Annotated in this window: 14 protein-coding genes; 10 read left to right on the plus strand and 4 right to left on the minus strand. The window is 55.0% G+C overall.

What is annotated here, in order from left to right:
- Positions 1–262 precede the first annotated feature (262 nt).
- Positions 263–2743, minus strand: a complete 2481-nt coding sequence (locus SFX18_13130; GenBank protein ID MDX1964090.1) for a hypothetical protein — start codon at positions 2741–2743, stop codon at positions 263–265.
- Between the two features lie 385 nt (positions 2744–3128).
- On the opposite strand from SFX18_13130, the gene SFX18_13135 reads away from it, so the two are divergent.
- From SFX18_13135 to SFX18_13155, 5 genes are all read left to right on the plus strand, one after another.
- Positions 3129–3260: a hypothetical protein gene (locus SFX18_13135; GenBank protein MDX1964091.1), complete on the plus strand. Its 132-nt coding sequence runs from the start codon at positions 3129–3131 to the stop codon at positions 3258–3260.
- 6 nt (positions 3261–3266) lie between these two features.
- Positions 3267–3995, plus strand: coding sequence for a 30S ribosomal protein S2 (rpsB, locus tag SFX18_13140; GenBank protein ID MDX1964092.1), 729 nt, complete (start codon positions 3267–3269; stop codon positions 3993–3995).
- 179 nt (positions 3996–4174) lie between these two features.
- Positions 4175–5005, plus strand: a complete 831-nt coding sequence (gene tsf, locus SFX18_13145) for a translation elongation factor Ts (protein MDX1964093.1) — start codon at positions 4175–4177, stop codon at positions 5003–5005.
- Between the two features lie 355 nt (positions 5006–5360).
- A complete protein-coding gene (locus SFX18_13150; GenBank protein ID MDX1964094.1) occupies positions 5361–7577 on the plus strand; it encodes a hypothetical protein in 2217 nt (738 codons plus the stop codon).
- A 61-nt stretch (positions 7578–7638) separates the two neighbouring features.
- Positions 7639–8595 carry a hypothetical protein gene (locus SFX18_13155; protein MDX1964095.1) on the plus strand — a complete coding sequence of 319 codons (957 nt, stop codon included), beginning with the start codon at positions 7639–7641 and terminating at the stop codon, positions 8593–8595.
- Positions 8596–8953: 358 nt separating this feature from the next.
- On the opposite strand, the gene lpxI is transcribed toward SFX18_13155, so the two are convergent.
- Both lpxI and lpxD read right to left on the minus strand, forming a co-directional pair.
- A complete protein-coding gene (gene lpxI, locus SFX18_13160) occupies positions 8954–9856 on the minus strand; it encodes a UDP-2,3-diacylglucosamine diphosphatase LpxI (GenBank protein ID MDX1964096.1) in 903 nt (300 codons plus the stop codon).
- 45 nt (positions 9857–9901) lie between these two features.
- Entirely contained in the window at positions 9902–11092 is a 1191-nt protein-coding gene (lpxD, locus tag SFX18_13165; GenBank protein ID MDX1964097.1) for a UDP-3-O-(3-hydroxymyristoyl)glucosamine N-acyltransferase, read from the minus strand.
- Positions 11093–11692: 600 nt separating this feature from the next.
- On the opposite strand from lpxD, the gene SFX18_13170 reads away from it, so the two are divergent.
- Both SFX18_13170 and SFX18_13175 read left to right on the plus strand, forming a co-directional pair.
- On the plus strand, positions 11693–11995 hold the full coding sequence (locus SFX18_13170; protein ID MDX1964098.1) for a hypothetical protein: 303 nt from the start codon (positions 11693–11695) through the stop codon (positions 11993–11995).
- A gap of 201 nt (positions 11996–12196) precedes the next feature.
- A complete protein-coding gene (locus SFX18_13175) occupies positions 12197–12937 on the plus strand; it encodes a thermonuclease family protein (protein MDX1964099.1) in 741 nt (246 codons plus the stop codon).
- A gap of 385 nt (positions 12938–13322) precedes the next feature.
- Here SFX18_13175 and SFX18_13180 read toward each other — a convergent pair whose 3' ends face one another.
- Positions 13323–13694, minus strand: coding sequence for a VOC family protein (locus tag SFX18_13180; GenBank protein MDX1964100.1), 372 nt, complete (start codon positions 13692–13694; stop codon positions 13323–13325).
- Positions 13695–14086: 392 nt separating this feature from the next.
- Between SFX18_13180 and lysS the strand changes: the two genes are divergently transcribed.
- From lysS to SFX18_13195, 3 genes are all read left to right on the plus strand, one after another.
- Positions 14087–15592 (plus strand): lysine--tRNA ligase, encoded by a 1506-nt coding sequence (gene lysS / locus SFX18_13185; protein ID MDX1964101.1) that lies wholly within the window; start codon positions 14087–14089, stop codon positions 15590–15592.
- Between the two features lie 349 nt (positions 15593–15941).
- Positions 15942–17552: an FtsX-like permease family protein gene (locus SFX18_13190; protein ID MDX1964102.1), complete on the plus strand. Its 1611-nt coding sequence runs from the start codon at positions 15942–15944 to the stop codon at positions 17550–17552.
- Positions 17545–18432, plus strand: a complete 888-nt coding sequence (locus tag SFX18_13195; protein ID MDX1964103.1) for an ABC transporter ATP-binding protein — start codon at positions 17545–17547, stop codon at positions 18430–18432. Before SFX18_13190 ends, SFX18_13195 begins: the two co-directional genes overlap by 8 nt.
- Positions 18433–18510: the final 78 nt, after the last annotated feature.

Here is an 18510-nt window from a genome sequence, read left to right on the forward strand (position 1 = left end):
GTTTAGGATCCAAAAGGAGAAAATCCGCCCCTGGCGTGCTAGTAAGCTTGCGGTAACACGCCAAACTGTTACACGAGAGCGCTAGAGGCCAAACTGCAACAGCCCCCCCCTCAAAAATAGCATGCGCTAGTTATAGATAGAATGACGCATCATCAGACCCCCATAACCAGGATAGCGGGGCTGTAACAGCAAGACCGCGTCCCGCTTGAAAGAGCGATCTTTGGATCAAGATCAACCAAAAATGACCTTAACAAAGCGGTTCTTAGGGTGAACCAAATGGATTGTCACCAAACGGACTGTCATTGTCCGTTGATGGGGGTGTCGCCGAATCCGTGGCTGGCACATCTACCGCAGGCGAGTCACCTGTTGACGGCGTTTCACCTTTGGGTGTGGAATTATCCGAATGAGGGACATTCGGATCAATCAAGCCGGGATCGGTGGCTTCCGAAGCCGGGGGAACAGAATTCATCTCGGCCGGATCGGGTGTTGCCAGGGAATCCGGCAGAGGGGTAATCGACTCACTACCCGCACCATTATCACTCCCTGTACTTTTAATCGCATGGGCCGGGGCCACACTTACCCAAATTACCCGCTCATCCGTCCCGGTATAGCCGGGAATAAGAGTGGTGGGCGCGTCAACAATTGTCCCTAACAGGGTAACCTGTCCCTCAATGAGGGGCTGCGCGCTATAAATGGTAAAAGGAGGCTCGTTAGGCTTGGCGGTTGGGGTTGCTAGTTTGTATTTATGTAATCCCGGAGTCGCCGCGGCGGTGGAATCGGCTACCACCTCGCCTAAAAGCAAAACACCGTTATTAGTCCGCTTCTTGGCGGTAAGCCACAACGGACTCAACTCGACCATGGCGGCAAGTTGCGTTGGATTCTGTGATAACTTTTCCATTTCGCCGCGAATCGCCGTGAGGTATCCGACAATGGCCGCTTGATCCGCATCGGGGGGCAAACTGGAGATCACATCGCCTAGCTTGACCAGGGACTTATACGCGGTCATTTTAGCCACTTTATCCGTGCTAGCCGCTTGCCAGGCAGCCAGGGCGGTTTGACTGTCACTAATCGCGGATGCTAATTCGGCCAACTGGCTTTGTCCCGTGCTGCGATTTAAAACGACGTATTTATCCCCTGTCGCGGCGGGAGCCGGATTTGTGACAGTGCCAGAGGGGTCTGGAGTCAACGCCGGCGTTGTTCCGGGGTCGCTGCCGGGAATACTGGCCACCGCCGGATCATTGGGGGTGATTGCTGGCGCTGGATCTGACCCAAAAGGATTATTCTCTGTTGGGTTTGTAACCACCGGGTCAGTGGGCGTTGTGGTTGTATTCGAATTGGCGGCATTCGCGGGATCGACGGGAGTTAACGGTGGTACAGGGGAGGTCGGCGGATTCGCGGGATCAACTGTGACGGGATCGACGGTGGTTGGATTTGTTACGGGAGATTCGGGGGTAGCGTTAGGGTCGGTAATAGTGTCCGTGGAGGTGATGGAATTTGTGGCATTATCCCCGGAATTATCGCCGCCGCTGGACGGATTGGGCGTGTTATTGGATGTCGCGCTTTTAAAGGGATCGCTTACCGGCTTGTCGTTCTCTTCGGGAGGGACAATACCACTGTCGCCAGGAACTTCGTCTGCTCCATTCGATCCTAAATTGTCAAAGTCGATGTTGGTGGGTTTGGCAATACTGGGGACTTTTTCCTGATATAACTTGGGAGGAACCAGTTCCTTTGGCAACACGGCCCATAAGCTGAGGGGATCTTGATTTAACACCCACATCAAGATGCCGTAATAGGCAATCAACACGCCTAATAAACCGCCAAAAATCACACCGATAAGCATGGTGAGCATGCCGGAGGATTTGCGACGACGGGTCGGAAACGAGGGAATGCTGGCAAAGGACGCGGGGGAAACTCCCGCTGCGGATTTGGTGGCCCCCAGCAAAGGTCGTTCGCTGGTGGATTCTTCGTCGGCGCTTGGTTCCAGGGTAAATTCTGCCTCGGAATCTTCGGCCCTGGCCATCGCCGCATCCAGGTTTTCATCTTCCGGGGTGGACTCTTTGTCTAAAAAGCCAAAATTCCCGGTCGCTGATTCGTCTGCAGACGCGAGCTCGCCAAATTCCCCCTCCGTCGTGGCAAAGGGATTATCCGGGTCAAATTTGCCGATTCCCCCGGAGCCGCTGTGATCTTCTGGCGCAAGATCCAAATCCAACGCGATGTCGTCTCCGCCGACAACTTCCCCCATGGAATCCGCGGTTGCAGTGGAGTTGTCGTCAGGTAAGGGAGAAAGCTGTAGTGGCGTGAATGGCTCTTCATCATCGGAAAGCGCTAGGGGAGCCAGGGGTTCTGTCTCTCCAGTATGAGAGCTTGTCGTGGTTGCCCAACCATTTTGTCCCGAGCGGTCAAAACCCGCTTCGCCCGGGGGAGAATTTTCCTCCCGAAAACCAAATTCCAGCGGATCGGCCAACGAGACATTGGTCGCCAGGGTATGTTCGGCAAAATGGGGGTTGAGTTGTGCTTCGGAAGGAGCGGGAGCGATGCCAAACGCCTGCCGTCCCGCGGTCCCCGCAATATAGGCCGCGGAGGGTCCGTCCAAAATCTCCAATTCTGGCGGCTGAAAATTGAGAGCCTCGTACAGGTGATATTCGGCGGCACATATACGACAGCGGACCCACGCCTGGTGGTCGGCGGTCAAGGGGACCAAGACTTGTGTGCCGCAGCGTGGGCAATGGGCAAATTCTGACATAAAAAAGCCTCTTCAAAGCCAAAAAAGCAATCGTATCCCCCGCCAAGAATTTTGGACCACTTAAAAGGTTGGAGGATATTTTTTCTAGTATAAACAAACAGCCTGACCTATTGGTCTTAATTTAACATTAGCAAAGTTGGGAAAACCAGTATTTTTTGCGGGGTTGCGGATTTTTCCGGTTATTCCAGGAAGCCCTGGCCACCCCTCCGGGCGGGTTTTGGACTGAAACGATCCGTTGGCCCCAATTGACCCCAAAATGCGGAAATTATAGACTGTCTGTTCTACAAACATGGTTTGTGCCCACGAACTTTTGTGGTGGAGTGGACCAGGGTTAAAAAATCCCCGGAGGGGACTTCCCCGCCAGCGGTTTTTTCACGGTCCACGCATGGCAACCTTTGCCACCGCCAGGTTGAACGACTTTGTGGGCGACTTTTTTCCGCAAAATGTCCATCGCCCCGGCGAATATAGTTTTTCGCCAGGCACATTGGGCATGACCTCTTTTTCCAATGGAAAGTAACTTGTTATGGCAACCCTCAGCGCGAAGGAACTGATTGAAGCGGGCGTCCACTTTGGCCATCGGGCCAGCCGGTGGAACCCCAAAATGCGTCCCTATATTCATGGGCGGCGCAATCTGATCCACATTATTGATGTCAAGGAAACCCTGCGTGGATTATTGCGGGCCAAAAAATATCTCAAACAAGTCGCTGCTAATAACAGCCTGATTCTGTTTGTCGGGACCAAGCGGCAGGCCCAGGATTGCCTGAATCGCGAATGCACGCGGGCGGGGATGCCCTTTGCGGCGGAGCGTTGGCTGGGGGGGACCTTGACCAACTTTCGCACGATCCGCAGCCGCCTGACCCGGCTAGAAGAAGTCGAAAAAATCATGAATTCCGAGGAATTCAACGCCTACTCCAAAAAAGCCCAATCCGCGCTCAAACGCGAACATCGCAAGATGTATCGCAACCTAAACGGCATCCGCACGATGAACCGCGTGCCGGAAGTGATGGTGGTGATCGATCCCAAAAAAGAAAAAAATTCAATTCGCGAAGCGCGTAAATTGGGCGTGACCGTGGTCGCGCTGATCGATACCGACTGCGATCCGGATTTGGTCGATTTGCCCATTCCCGGCAATGACGATAGCATCCGTTCGATCGAATTGATCGTTCAACAATTGGCCGACGCCATCCTAGAAGGCAAAACCGAATCCGTGACTAAGCAATTTGACAAGGACGCCGTCCCCGCGGGACGCTAGAACCATCGATTGGCGGCCACTTTGCGGGTCGTCATTGGTGGATCGGCGGATTGATGCCCCGCGGCAGCATGACACTCTGCGTGATCATGACACCTCGGGATCGGTTCCATAGGCCGAACCCGGGGAGTTCCGGACTCTCCTTTTTTTCATGAACTAACTTTTGCCAGGAGTTTATTTATATGGCTGAAATTACCGCCGCCGCCGTCAAGTCGCTACGGGAAAAAACCGGCTTACCGATGATGGATTGCAAGGCCGCCCTGGCCGAATCCAACGGCGATGAACAGGGTGCTATTGAGTACCTGCGCAAAAAAGGGATCAAAACCCAAGAAACCCGCCTCGGTCGCGAAACCAGCGCTGGGCGGATCGCGGTGTTTGTGGATGCGGCCCGGCCCGTGGCTGCCATGGTCGAACTCAAGTGCGAAAGCGCGCCCGTGGCCAATCATGACGATTTTAAGCAGTTGGCCGCCGATTTGGCCAAACAACTGGCCACCGGACCGGGCGCCGCGACCGGCGACGAGCTGTTGACCCAGCCTAGCCCTTCGCACCCCGGAAAAAAGCTGGGAGACATCAAGGACGATTTATTTAACCGCATGCGGGAAGTCTTTCAAGTGGGACGAATTATCCGCGTGGACGCCCCGTGTGGGGTCTACGCCCATCATGATGGCTCGATGGCGGCGCTTGTCGAAATTACCGGGTCCAACATGGATGCCGCGAAGGACATAGCCATGCATGTGGTGGCCCAACGTCCCGCCGCGGTGTCCAAGGAAGACCTGGACCCCGCGATAGTAGATAAGGAACGGGAAATTTTATCTGAAGCCGCCCGCAAGGAAGGAAAGCCCGAAAACATCATCGCCAAGATGATCGAAGGGCGGTTAAAGAACTTTTATGCCGAGCGCGTCCTCAACGAGCAACCCTTTATCAAGGACGACAAGCAAACCGTGTCGCAATACGCCAAATCGGCGGGCATCGCGGTAAAAAAGTTTGCCGCCTGGGTCATGGGCAAAGAGTAAACAAAGTACTCATCTCACTCCGTGAGATGTTATTAGCATAAATTTCCCACACTATCATATCTGCTACCAAAAACTCTGTTGCCAATGGAGGGGGTGTTTTTCGCACCCCTTTCCCGGCGGCATTCTTACTTGCGTACGCCGGTAGCGGGCCGGGACGCATAGTTTCTGTAAAAATTGGCGCGTATCTTGGCCATTCCGCCAGAATTGTTGAAACTTGACATGTCAGGCCGAGGTCTGGATGGTGGCAAGTTTTATTCCAAAGACAGTTGCGGGGAGAATGTTTCCCCCGTAGCATAAGAAAGAATTCCAGATCACTGGCAAATTAAATCGCATCTAGCAATTCATGGGTACTTCTATGTTGACGCATTGGCGGGGAGCGGGACTCACCCTTTTTACCAAAATTTGCGCGGGCTGTTGCGTCTTGGGCCTGTTATGGGGGGGGCGGCCCATGCCGTCGACGGCGGAGACCCTGGGAAATTCGCTGGATTTTGTCCCGGCGGATGTCTCCTTTTATAGCTCTTCGCTGCGGCTGCGCGAACAATGGGAACTGCTGACCGACAGCAAGGCCTGGGTGGCCCTGACCAATATGGCCAGCGTGCAACTGGGGTTGCAGCAGTTACGCGGCCAATTCAATAGCGAGGATGGCGCGCTTGCCCCGGTGCAGGCATTTTTAGAAGATCCCGAAAACGCGGACCTGCTCGAACTGTGTCATGACGCATTTAAGCACGAGATTTTTATCTATGGCGACGCCCAATTCGCCCCCACGCTCAATCTGATTAACAACGCGTACGGCTCGATTTACTATTCCTCAATGATGAGCGGACTCAAGCAAGGGATTAACGATGATGGAGAGGGTCCCCCCCGTCCCGAGGAAATGGCCGCTGCGTTTTTGCAGACGCTTAACGCCGACCTGCCCAATGTGGCGATCCCCAACATGGTCATTGGCCTGAAAATCACCAAGCCCGAAATCGCCGAAAAAGAACTCCGACGGTTGGAAATGGTGCTAACCCGCCTCTTGGCCCCCATCCCCCCCGCGCTCGAACGCTTTAAACGGGAAAAAGTCGGAACGGGCACATTTTTAACCTTGAACGTGGAGGGGGCTTTAGTTCCCTGGGAAGAAATCCCCTGGCAAGATGTGGAAAACGAACCGGGTGAATATGACAAGCTGCGCAATCAGTTGCAGCAAATGAATCTAAATGTCAGCATTGGCGTCAACAATGGTTATATTCTGGTGGGGATTGGCTCGGGGAATCAACATTTGGGCAACCTGGCCGCGGAAAAACTCCTGCGCGACCGCGAGGAATTCGCCGCGCTAAAACCGCATCTCGATCAGCGGTTGACCAGCATCGCCTGGACCAACCAACAAATGATGGAGCTATCTTCCGGACTCACCACCGCCAATATTGACGGCTTGGTCCAATTAGTCGAGCAAGTCCTGGTTGAAACCGACCTCCCCGAAAATGTCCAAAGTGACCTCAAGTCCGACGCCGCCAGTTTGGCGGAAGATATCAAAAAGCAAATGCCTGCTATTGGACCCAGCCTAGGCTTTAGCTTTATGACCAACCGCGGATACGAAGGCTACTGGTACAACTGGACCGAAGACCGCCGGCTGGACGCTTCGCAACCCTTAGGCATCCTTAGTAACTTATCGGGAAACCCCCTGCTGGCGATTGCTTCGCGGGGACAATACCGCCCCGAGGATTATGACATTTTGGCTAAATGGGCCAAAAAGGGGTTTGGCTATTTCCAAGAACATGCCTTGCCGCAAATGAGCGAGGAAGAGCGCGCCCAGGCGGAACTTGTCATCTCCAAGGCCATGCCATTGGTGGAACGCCTGGACCGGGTCAACCGGGAATTGCTCATTCGCTCCGTCAAAGATGGCCAGTCCGCCATCGTGCTGGATGCGCAAATCGCCAGCAAAACCTGGATTGGCGAGCAACCCCCCGCCAACGAACCTCTCCCCATGCTGGAACTGGCGGTAATTCTTAGCGTTACCGACATGCCCAAGTTTAAACAAGCGTTTGTCGAACTCCGCGAGATTGGCCAAGGCGTGGTGGATATGATTCGCGAATTGAATCCCGGCGAGATTCCGGCCGATTACGCGGTTCCCACCCCTAAGACCCGCAAACTGGACAACGGAGCGGAATCCTACTGGTATGATCTCCCCGCCGAAATCCAATTGGACAAGCAAATCCTGCCGCATGGGGCCACCACTGAAAATTTGGCGCTCATTTCCAGCAGTCCCCGCTTGACCACACAAGTCCTCAAGCCAACACCACTCAAAAATGAATTCCTAAGCGCGGTTGCCAGCAAACCCATCAGCATGGCGTTTATCATCAACACGGGGGACCTTTTGCAAAAAATCGCCCCTTGGGTGGAATACGGCTTTGCCCAGGCCGCGGCCGAACGCGGGGGTAACATCACCGATTATCCGGAGATGATCTTTGCCCAAAACGAAGTGCGGACCGCGCTTAGTGTATTGGCCTGCGTGCAAAGTATTTCGGGTTATAGCTATCGCGAGGGGGCCGCGACCGTCACCCACACTCAAACGCTGATTCGTGATTTAGAGTAAACGGAATGGATGCAGCGCTCCGCGTTGCTGGCTGGGTTGGTGGGTGAGTAAATATTTCCAGATGTCCTTCGAGACTAGTTTCGAATTTTTTGGCAGTTCTACCTTACTTGACCACGCCTATTCTGAATATGCCGTGTTCCTGGCGTCGTTTGATCAGGAAGGTTGTTTTACTATTTATAAAGATCCGATTGCCCGACGTACGGCGGCCCAACAAGCTAACAGTATTATACAAAAATACCTAGCTAGCACGAGCATCAGCGAAGGGGAGAATGCCATCTCCGCAAGCTATGTTTGGCCTGCCAGGAAAGGAGAGGGATTTGTCCTTGTGGATTCCATTGTTTATGGTGCTGGATATGATAAGCGCATGAACCCGCGATTGCTGGTTCAAGTGGAGATGCCGGTGTATATGCCCAAGTGCATATCTCCGCTGGGCATAAGTGACATCCTGCATGGCAAAGTTCAGAGTCAGGGGAAAAATCCGAAAGTCTATCCAAAGGGAATGTCTGGTGTTTCGGCTCGCTCCATGTACAATTGTGTACAACTGTATTCGTATTTTGCCATGCTACCCAGTTTACAATGCGTGCCGGCTGATCAGGAATTCTATGGGACAATCGAGCGTCAACATGGTGAATGTTTACCATTTAACCAAAATGGTTTGCATCGGAGAAGCGTACTTTCTTTTCGGGACGATTTTAAACGGCTCCTTGCTTATTTGAGTGTAAAACAAGGCGAGACAAGTCCAGCGCCAGCAGGGCTATTCCCCCATGGCACATTTATGGATTATGAAGCAGAATACACTGTGAAAGCTGGTCAATATGAAAAAATTGTCAATACTTCAGACGAAGAGTGGGTAACTCTGTTTCACGAGTTCATCCAGCAATTGGATGACCGGTTTTCCTGGTTCATCATGCAAGACGGTTCCGTATTGCTCTATACCAATAATCCGATAGTTTGCAACCTGCGGCCATTTTATAATGCCTTACTTGCGTTTGTGAACACCGGTAATATTCCTCTGTAGAATTCATAACGCGGCTTTTTCCTGGATTACCAAGAGCTTCCAGAACTCCGTTGGAGTTCGGGGTGATTGTTTTTGCCAGCTTTCCCAGGCTAGTCGCTGCGCTCCAACCCGTGGGCAATGATCCACTGTATTGCCAAAGAACAGGGCGCTTCGCGGTACCCTTTTACCGCAACGCGGTAACGTAACTCAGCCCAGGGTTACCGCGCAGCGGTTACCCTGGGAATACTAGCCTAGCCAAAAAATTCTACCGCAACGCGGTTGCGTCATGCCGTGATTTCCTATTAATTGTACATGCATTTGCATAATGCTAGCTGCGCTAAGTTTAGCTTGAAATCGTATTCGTTCGTAGCTAGCTTTTTTAACTCCCTGCAAACTCCCCCTCCCGCAGCGCCACGACCACCAGCCCCTGCTGATCAGCGAATTTAATAAATTGTTCCTGCTCGACCAGGATGGTTTTGTCCGCTTCGATGGCCAACACCTTTCCTCCGGCGGCCAACATACTTTCCAGGGTTAGCACGCCCACGGTTGGCACGTCAAACCGCATATCTTGCTGCGGTTTGGCTGTTTTAACCACGGTAAAACCCCCCGCGGTGCATAACTCTCCGGCGCGGCGGATGCACGCATCGGTCCCTTCCAGCGCCTCCACCGCGACGGCCGTGCGATCCTTGACCACCACGCTTTGGCCAATATCCAGCCGGCCTAGTTCCTTGGCCAGCTTCCAGCCAAAGCGAATATCCGCCCATTGGGCATCGGTGGGGGCTTTTTTGGTGAGTTGTCCGGCGGGCACAAGCAACTCCGGTGCGTAATTGGTGGCGGGTCCGAGGGTGATGCCATCCGCGGCAAAGGCCTCCACGATTGCCAGTAAGAGCGTATCATCCCGACGATCTCGCTGGGTCGTGACAAAGTGGGGCCAAAAGACCCGCAGCGCGCGCCAGTCGGGAAAATGCCGCCACCACGCGCCCCGCTCGTACAGGCGCGTTTTAAAGACTTTGCCCGCCATCAGGGCGTCCGGCACGCCTCGCCGGGCAAAAAACCGAATCGCCCGGCCCAATTGTCCCAGGCCAATCCATTGAAATTCATGGGCCAGGTTTTGTAAAGCCGGATCGGCGTGCTGCGCGATACCCAGACAGTAGATATCGTAATTTTGTCGCGCTAGGGCCTGGGCCACCGCCCGGGGAAACTCTCCCCAACCGGCGATAAGGCCAATCTTTGGCCGTGAAGGGGCAGTGGCTGGCGGAGTGATCGTTGTGTAACGCAACATTGTCAAAAAAGTCGCGGCCAAATTGGGATCGAGATATTTTTGATGTTACGCCGCCCGTTGTTCCGTGGGATTCGTGTTGAGGGGCAAACTGGCGGGGGAATTCGGGTTATGATCCGTTCCCGCCGCGGCTTGTTGCAGACTGGCCACAACCAGCCGTAATTGCTTCAGCTCTTTGCGCATTTCGGGGAGCTTGCTGAGTGCCGCGAATTGCAGTTTTTGTTCCCGTTCGGGGATGGCGGGAGCCCCCAGCATGTGCGTATGTTCCGGGACGTCGTTGGCCACGCCCGCCATGGCCCCCAACTTTGCCCCGGTGCCAATATGCACATGGTCGCGCACGCCCACCTGGCCCGCCATGACCACATAATCACCGGTGGTCGTGCTGCCGGCAATGCCGACCTGGCTGCAGATCATATTGTGCTTGCCCAGGCGGCAATTGTGGGCGATCATCACCAGGTTATCGATCTTGGTTCCTTCGCCGATGATAGTCGGCCCATAGGTGCCGCGGTCGATGGTGGTATTCGCGCCCACTTCGACGTCAGACTCTAAAATGACATACCCCAACTGGGCGGAGAGGCAGTGTCGGCCATTGACTAGTTTATAGCCAAAACCATAGGCCCCCAGGATGGCGCCCGCATGAATGATGCACCGCGGACCAACCAATGTTTCTTCGTAGAGCACGGCATTGGAAAAGATCACCGTCCCCGCGCCGATACGACAGCCGGCCATAATTTTTGCGCCGCTATGCACGATGACGCCAGCTTCTAGCTCGACATCGTCACCGATGAGCGCGAGCGGATGGACGGTGACATCGGGAGCGATGCGGGCGGTGGGGCTAATGTGCGCGGCGGGACTGATACCCCGCGACGGGGGGGCGCGGCGCGGACGAAAGTGCTGGACAATTTTTGCAAAGGCGGCGTGGACATCGGCCACGGCGATGACGGGAATATTGAGTGGCGTCAGTGTTAAATTCGCGGGAACCAACACCGCGCTGGCCGCGCACTGTGGCAGGCGCAGAGCCTTGTCCGCGGTGTCGACCAGGGTAATGTGTCCCGTTGAGGCGGTTTCCAGGGTGGCGGCGCCGGTGATGGCGATCGCCGACGCGGTCGAATCGCCGCGAAGTTCCCCCCCCGTGATTTCCGCCAAATGCGACAGCGTGACTATCATGGTCATCCCGCTTTCCCCTGCTGGGCCGCGCGGATCATCGTTCCCGCGCAGCGCGTGTCTGGTGTCTGCCATTTCTTTGGACCGGTGATCGTAACGACGGGCGGGACAATGGGCAAGAGGAATGTCCACCCGCGCGGCGGAGTATCACGGCTCTCTTATGACGAGGGCGACAGACCCTGCCCGCTAGCAATCTGCTGGCGGCGTTCCGTTAGAATTGATACGACCCGCGCGCCGCCGCGCGGGGCCTGCCGGTCGCGGTCAAAAAAGAGTCGAGGAATAATCGCTGTTTTATGTGGAAATTTAACACCCGGGGGTCGGCGGCGAGGATCTAACTTGACGCGCGGCGATTTGTCAAGATGCCGTTGCCACCGAGCGCCGCTTTTCCAAAGTTTTATAAAAAACCACTCTTTTCAGGGTTGATCCTCAATTCAATTTGTCATTAGGATAAAGGTAGCGATGTGCGGATGGGTTGCTCGCAACGAGCTGCCAACCTTTCCCAATAACCAGCCCGTTGCGGAAAACAGGCTGACTCGCATCCGCTACGCATTCCTCCCGGAAAGGAATCGAGGCGCCTGTGATTGTGCTAGTTTCGCTCCCTTTTTCCAAAGCGGCGCGCGGGATTAGTCACAGTTGAACTGCACTTCATTTGGGCCACGCTGTGGAGTATGTCCGATGATTCATTACAGTTGTGATTTGTGTAAACGTACGCTCGACCCCCAGGATGATCTGCGGTATGTCGTCAAGCTGGAGGTTTTTGCCACACTCGACCAGGAACATTCCCCCCTTGATGAGGATCAAGATAATTTGCTGGAACTGCAAGACGTCCTGCAGCGCCTGGATGACCACGCGGACGAAACAATCAGTAGCGAAGTTTACCAATCGCTCAAATTCGATCTTTGTCCCGATTGCCGCAAAAAATTCCTAAAAAATCCGCTTGGTCGTGAAGTCAAGCAATTTGACTTTAGTAAAAACTAGCCGTAGTTTTTTGGCCGTAGCATTTTGATGGTCGCCGATGGCGCGGCTATCATATCACCGGCAGTCTGTGGTATCACCGCCAGCCTGTTTTAAGATCGGTTGGCATATTTCATAGCCGGCGGTATTCAGAACCAGCGTCCGTTCCACCGACCGCATTTTACGTTGGTCGCTTTTCATTAGTTCCTCTTGCCGGTAACGAGCATGTCGGCCTCCACGCCACGCCGGCCAGCAGCTTCGGACTCACCCCTCCCGTTTCGCTTTAATCCGCGTTCGGGTTATTCCTGGCTCATACTGCTGGTCATTTTGGCGTTGGCCGCTTATCAGGCTTGGCAGCGGCAACAACCACCGCCAATTCCCAATCCCCCGCCGGTGGCGGCGGATCCGGCATTGCCCCCTGCATCACCGCGGGCTACTCCGCCCGAACATGGCGGTACGTCCGCCAAATCGCGCGGCAGCGATATCCCTCTTGAAAATTCCCGGGAAAAACCGGCGGTTGATCAGCCCGCTGGCGAATCATATCAAGTAATCCGCGTGGCCGATGGCGATACGCTGACGGTCCGCGACAGCCGCAACCGTGAAATTCGCGTGCGTCTGATCGGCGTGGATGCTCCCGAAATCGACCATCCCGATCAGAACATTCGCGCCGAACCCGGCGGCTATGAGGCCAAAATTTTTACCACCCGCGCCGTCCAAAAGCAACGCATCCGGCTGGTTTTTGACGAGGGTTATGAACGGGAGGACCGGTATGGCCGCTGGCTGTGCTATGCCTACTATCAGGAGGGGGCGACCGAGAAATTTTTAAACGTGGAACTGGTGCGGGCGGGATGGGCCAGTGTCTACGATGACCGGCGTAGGTTTCCATACTCGGCGGCGATCTATCGCCAACTAAAAGCGGCCCAAAGCGAGGCCCAATCCGCGCGCCGGGGAATTTATGGGAATTAATGGCATTTTGCAGGTTCTCAAATTTCAAATCTCAAATTTGAGATTTGAAATCTCCGATAGTTACGCGGCTACCCACCTTCACCGTGTCCCTCCGTGTCTCCAGCGTTCTTCTGTGGTTTAGAAAGATATTTAGCACGCAGCCACAGATGATAAATAGAAGCGGCACAGAGAAGGTAAAAATACTATGACTGTGACTTGAAATTTAGCATCTCGATCCGTGAAAATCCGTATTCATCCGTGGCTCAGTAATAATTTTCAGCCACGAATATTCACTAATTGAACACGGATATGGAATTCTCTTCTCCCTGCCCCTCCGTGTCTCTCAGTAACTCCGTGATAAATGTATTCTGTCCCTGGCTGACGCGGCGGGCTGAAAACATGCTGGCTAGCCCTGGGGCCAGGCAAATAACCGTACCGTGTTCCCATCGGGGTCCTTGGTCACTATTTCGCTAAAACCCTCGTTGCTCTCGCGGGGAGCCTCCACCGCCAACCCGGCCTCCTCCAAACGCTGCCCAATCTTGGCCAGGTTTTCCACTTCAAAGCCCAACGACCAGCGGGGGCTGGCATCCCCCGCCTGCTCGCGCTTTAATAGCGAGATCCGCGTCTCCCCCGCCTCCAACAACGCATATCCATCTTCCTCCACTCGGACCAACACCCGCAGGCCCAGCGTCAGGCGGTACCACTGTAACATTTCCTGCCAACGCCCGGTGCGCAGTTCCACACAATACAAACTAGGGCGATTTTCCCGATTTAGCATGGCCATAGATGAAAAAAAGTTGAAAGACAGGTTGTGGTAACTGGCATTTCCGGCGCGTTCCGCTAGCACACCGGGGCCTGGCACCGACCAACGGATGTTTCAAGCCCGGCTGCGGGAAAGTGGGCATGCCAGTTGGCCACTGGCATTGACGGAACCGGCAAATTCCCGGAAAATATTGCCTCATTTAGGTTTAGGACAATTCTTTAGGCCCGGGGAAAATTTCCCGCACTCAACAGAGTTGTCTATTTTAGGGCGTCCCTTGCCTGGCAAACAAGGGATTGTTCCCACCACCTGAATTAAAGTTTAAGCATCCCCCGCTTTGATAAACCCACCGAATGTTGACCATCCCAGGGGGGGTGCGCTCATTTTGTCCTCCGAAAGACCCGCGCTCGATGTCCGATTCGTCACCATCCCCCGAATTGAGTTCCGGCCAGCAATTGGAAGCCGCCCGCCGCGCCAAACTACAAAAACTGGTCGAATTGGGCGTGGACCCGTGGGGTTGCCGCTTTGACAACCATAAAAAAATCAGTGAGATCCGCGCGCGCGAGGGAGAAATCACTAGCAGCACTACTTCCGACGGCCAGACGGAACAACATGGCCCCACCGTCCGCGCGGCCGGGCGGATTATGCTCTTGCGCGATACCGGCAAACTCATTTTTATCACGCTGCGCGATTGGTCGGGCGATATCCAGTTGTTCCTGGGAAAAAAACAAGTCGGCGACGCCAACTGGGCTGTCGCGCAGTGCCTGGACCTCGGGGATCTCTTGGGCGTGGAGGGAGAACTCAAGCGAACCAAGACAGGCGAACTGACGATTTTTGTGACGGAACTGCAGTACCTAGGCAAGTCGCTAGAAACCCCGCCGGATAAGCATAAAGGGCTAGCCGATCCCGAATTGCGTCAACGGATGCGGTACCTGGACCTCACCCATACCGAGGGAGTCTGGCCGCGATTCCTCAAGCGGACTCAAATCGTGCATTCGATAAGGCAAACGCTGGCGGGAGAGGGATTTGTGGAGATTGAGGGGCCGACTTTGCACGCTATTGCCGGGGGCGCGGCGGCGCGGCCCTTTGTGACGCACCACAACGCCCTGGATATGCAATTGTACCTGAGAATCGCGCTAGAGTTGCACCTCAAGCGGTTGTTGGTTGGCGGTGTGGAGCGCGTGTACGAATTGGGACGCGTCTATCGCAACGAAGGGATCAGCCCGCGACATAATCCGGAATTTACGATGCTGGAGGTGTATCAGGCGTATGGCGACTACCGCACGATGATGGACCTGACCGAAAAACTGCTAGTTGGCGCGATCCAAGCGACCGGACAGCCGCTGCAACTGGCCTGGGGCGAAAAAAACATCGACTTTACACCTCCCTTTGCGCGGGCGACTTATGACGAGTTATTCGCCCAGCACGCGGGCGTGGATCCAACTGATCCTGCGGGATTAATAACTAAAGCGAGGGAGTTGCATCTGGACACGGCAGGCAAACACCCGGATGTGATCAAAAGCGAGATTTTTGAGGAATGCGTGGAGGACGCGCTGGTGGGACCGATTTTTGTCATGGATTATCCCGCTAGCATTTGCCCCCTGACCAAGCGCAAAAAAGAGAATCCCGCCGTGGCGGAGCGGTTTGAACTATTTGTGCAGGGCATGGAACTGGCCAACGCCTATACGGAACTAAATGATCCCGACCTGCAGGAGCAACTGTTCAGCCAGCAACTGGCTGGCCAAAAAGAAGAAGACAGCATGGCCAAGATGGACCGCGACTTTATCAAGGCCCTGCGCCACGGCATGCCCCCCGCCGGCGGCCTGGGAATCGGCATCGACCGGCTGGTGATGCTACTCACCAATAGCACGACGATCCGCGATGTGATTTTGTTCCCGCTCTTGCGGGGGGAATGAGGGATACAGAGTCTAAAGGGAGAGGATACTGATTTAAGCACGGAGTCACGGAGTAAATCCAGAGTTGCACGGAGAAAAGAGGGAAACTGATGGCATTGCAATTAGAAGAGCTTACCCACGAGATCATTGGCGCAGCAATTGAAGTAAATCGTGTGCTAGGTCCAGAACGAATTAAAGTCAGAATTATGAATGCAGAATGAAGATTTGAATGCTTGCCAATCGGCGCTTTGCATTTTTACTTCCCTATTCTGCTTCTCACTTTGCCCTACCCCCCGTTCACTATCCCCTATCCCCTTCCCCCTGTTCCCCATTCCCCGTTCCCTAACTTCCCGTCCACGGATGGACAACCATGTACAAAATTTTGCTCTGCCTGCGGTATCTGCGGACCCGCTGGATCGCGCTTGCCAGCATTATTAGCGTGATGTTGGGTGTGGCGACGATGATCGTGGTTAATAGCGTCATGTCGGGCTTTACGCACGAAATGATGACCCGTCTGCGCGGCAGCTTTGCCGATTTAATCTTTGAAAGCACCAGTCTGGACGGTTTTCCCGACGCCGACTGGCACATGGCCAAAATCCGCGAAGTCGGCGGTGACCGCATCGTCGGGGTCACGCCCACAGTCCATGTCCCCTCCATGCTCAGCTTTCAGGTCAATGGCCAATGGATCAACCGCCAGATCGTCTTGATCGGCGTCGATCCCGCCACCCAAGCCAGCGCGAGCGACCTGTCCCAAAATCTGCTCCATGCGGGGAATCGGCAAAAGTTGTCGTTTGACCTGCGCGAGGGAGGCTTCGACCTGTATGATCGCCAGGCTCCCGCCGGAGAAGCCCAGGAACGAACCGACCTCAAACACGCGGGGTGGGAGTATCGCCGTTTTCAGGCCGAACGCCGCAAAGCGCTCGAACGAACCCAACAGGCCGAAGCCGCCCTGCGCGAGCAACAGGCCTTGGCCAATCCATCCCCGGCCCCCCTAAATCCCGCCGCGGGCAACTCCTCCGCGCCCGTGGGCGTCCCCACGGACTCAGCCGCAACCGATAGCGCCGCGGCCCCGGTGACGGATCCGTTCGCCCAGCGAGCGACACAACCAGAGCAGGTTTTTGACCCAGCCAAGGAGCAGTTCACCGGGATCATCCTGGGGAAGGAGCTGATTTTTCATGACGCGCTGGCGCGGTTTTTGGTGATCCCCGGCGATGATGTCAAGATCTCCTTTCCCACCGTGGGCCACCCCCCCAAGATCCTCAGTGATAACTTTACCGTGGTGGATATTTATGAAAGTAAAATGACCGGGCATGATGGAAACTTTGTCTTTGTGCCGTTGCGCCAATTGCAAGAAATGCGGGGAATGATCGATCCCGCCACTGGCAGCGGACGAGTCAATGCCATTCAAATCCGCGTGCGGGACGGCGTCGATGTGACAGAGCTGCGCGCGGAAATGGCCGCGGCTTTTTCCAAGGCGTTTTATAAAATCGAAACTTGGCAGGAAAAAGTCGGCCCGCTGCTGGCCGCCGTCGCCATGGAAAAGCAAGTGCTGAACATACTATTGTTTTTAATCATTGCCGTCGCCGGATTTGGCATCTTGGCGATCTTTTTTATGATCGTCGTGGAAAAAACCAAGGACATCGGCATTCTCAAATCGCTCGGGGCTTCGCGGCAGGGGATCATGGGCATCTTTCTGGGCTATGGCCTGTCGCTGGGGATTGTCGGCTCCGGAGTTGGGCTAATCCTGGGCTTGATTTTTGTTTGGAATATCAACACCATTCGGGACCTGCTGGAGTATTGCACCGGCCAGCGCGTCTTTGATCCCAGCATTTATTACTTTTACAAAATCCCCACAGTGGTCGAGCCATTGACCGTGGGCTGGATTGTTTTAGGCGCATTGGTGATCGCGGTGTTGGCCAGCGTGCTGCCGGCCATTCGCGCGGCCAATCTTCATCCCGTGGAGGCGCTTCGCTATGAATAACCTAATCGAGTCATTTTCCACCGCGACAGTACCCCCAGCGCGCGGCGGGCAGGGAGCTATTTCTCCCCAGGAACAGACCCACTTAAGCCAAAATACCGCCGCCGAGCGCGGCGTGCGCGGTCCACACGCGCGGTTTCCACCAGCGGCGATAGAGCCCTCCGGGGAGCACCAATCTTCCACCGGCGCAAAAACGCAACTATGTGCGCGGGGGTTGGTCAAAAATTATCGCAAGGGAGAATTAGAAATTCCCGTTTTGCGGGGGGTGGATTTGGAACTGCGGGCGGGAGAGTTTTTGTCGATTATCGGTCAAAGCGGATCGGGTAAAAGCACGTTATTACATTTGCTGGGGACGCTGGACGCGCCGACCGCGGGGGAAATTCACTTTTGGGGGCATCGGATTGACAATTTGCCCGTCAAAGCGCGCGATCGCCTGCGAAATGAAGAATTTGGCATGGTGTTTCAGTTTTACCACCTCTTGCCGGAACTGACCGCGCTGGAAAATGTACTGATGCCGCTGATGATTCGGGAAAATTGGTGGAATTATCAGCGAAACAAGCGAAAATACGCCGCCCGCGCGACGGAACTGCTAGAGATGGTAGGCCTGGGTCACCGCAGCCATCACCAACCGCGGGAAATGTCCGGGGGTGAAATGCAGCGGACCGCCATCGCCCGCGCCCTCATGACCCAGCCGCAAGTGCTCCTGGCGGACGAGCCGACGGGAAATCTGGACGCGGCGACCGGGGAGGAAATTTTGGGAATCTTGCGAACCTTGAATCGCACCCAAAACCTCTCTATCATCATGGTCACACACGATCAGGGGCTGGCGGCCCGCGCCGATCGTATTATCCGCTTGTCCGCGGGGCGTGTGGAGTTGGTATAATGGTAGCGAGCAGGGACAAGGGGATAGGGAGCCAGGGGCCAGGTGTTAGGGACGAGGGGTCAAAGTGCCAATTCTCGT

The organism is Pirellulales bacterium, assembly GCA_033762255.1.
GTDB lineage: Bacteria > Planctomycetota > Planctomycetia > Pirellulales > JALHPA01 > JANRLT01.

Coding starts and splice junctions, on each gene's coding strand:
- SFX18_13130 (MDX1964090.1), bottom strand. CDS start 2,743: ATGTCAGAATTTGCCCATTGCCCACGCTGCGGCACACAAGTCTTGGTC.
- SFX18_13135 (MDX1964091.1), top strand. CDS start 3,129: ATGGCAACCTTTGCCACCGCCAGGTTGAACGACTTTGTGGGCGACTTT.
- rpsB (MDX1964092.1), top strand. CDS start 3,267: ATGGCAACCCTCAGCGCGAAGGAACTGATTGAAGCGGGCGTCCACTTT.
- tsf (MDX1964093.1), top strand. CDS start 4,175: ATGGCTGAAATTACCGCCGCCGCCGTCAAGTCGCTACGGGAAAAAACC.
- SFX18_13150 (MDX1964094.1), top strand. CDS start 5,361: ATGTTGACGCATTGGCGGGGAGCGGGACTCACCCTTTTTACCAAAATT.
- SFX18_13155 (MDX1964095.1), top strand. CDS start 7,639: ATGTCCTTCGAGACTAGTTTCGAATTTTTTGGCAGTTCTACCTTACTT.
- lpxI (MDX1964096.1), bottom strand. CDS start 9,856: ATGTTGCGTTACACAACGATCACTCCGCCAGCCACTGCCCCTTCACGG.
- lpxD (MDX1964097.1), bottom strand. CDS start 11,092: ATGGCAGACACCAGACACGCGCTGCGCGGGAACGATGATCCGCGCGGC.
- SFX18_13170 (MDX1964098.1), top strand. CDS start 11,693: ATGATTCATTACAGTTGTGATTTGTGTAAACGTACGCTCGACCCCCAG.
- SFX18_13175 (MDX1964099.1), top strand. CDS start 12,197: ATGTCGGCCTCCACGCCACGCCGGCCAGCAGCTTCGGACTCACCCCTC.
- SFX18_13180 (MDX1964100.1), bottom strand. CDS start 13,694: ATGCTAAATCGGGAAAATCGCCCTAGTTTGTATTGTGTGGAACTGCGC.
- lysS (MDX1964101.1), top strand. CDS start 14,087: ATGTCCGATTCGTCACCATCCCCCGAATTGAGTTCCGGCCAGCAATTG.
- SFX18_13190 (MDX1964102.1), top strand. CDS start 15,942: ATGTACAAAATTTTGCTCTGCCTGCGGTATCTGCGGACCCGCTGGATC.
- SFX18_13195 (MDX1964103.1), top strand. CDS start 17,545: ATGAATAACCTAATCGAGTCATTTTCCACCGCGACAGTACCCCCAGCG.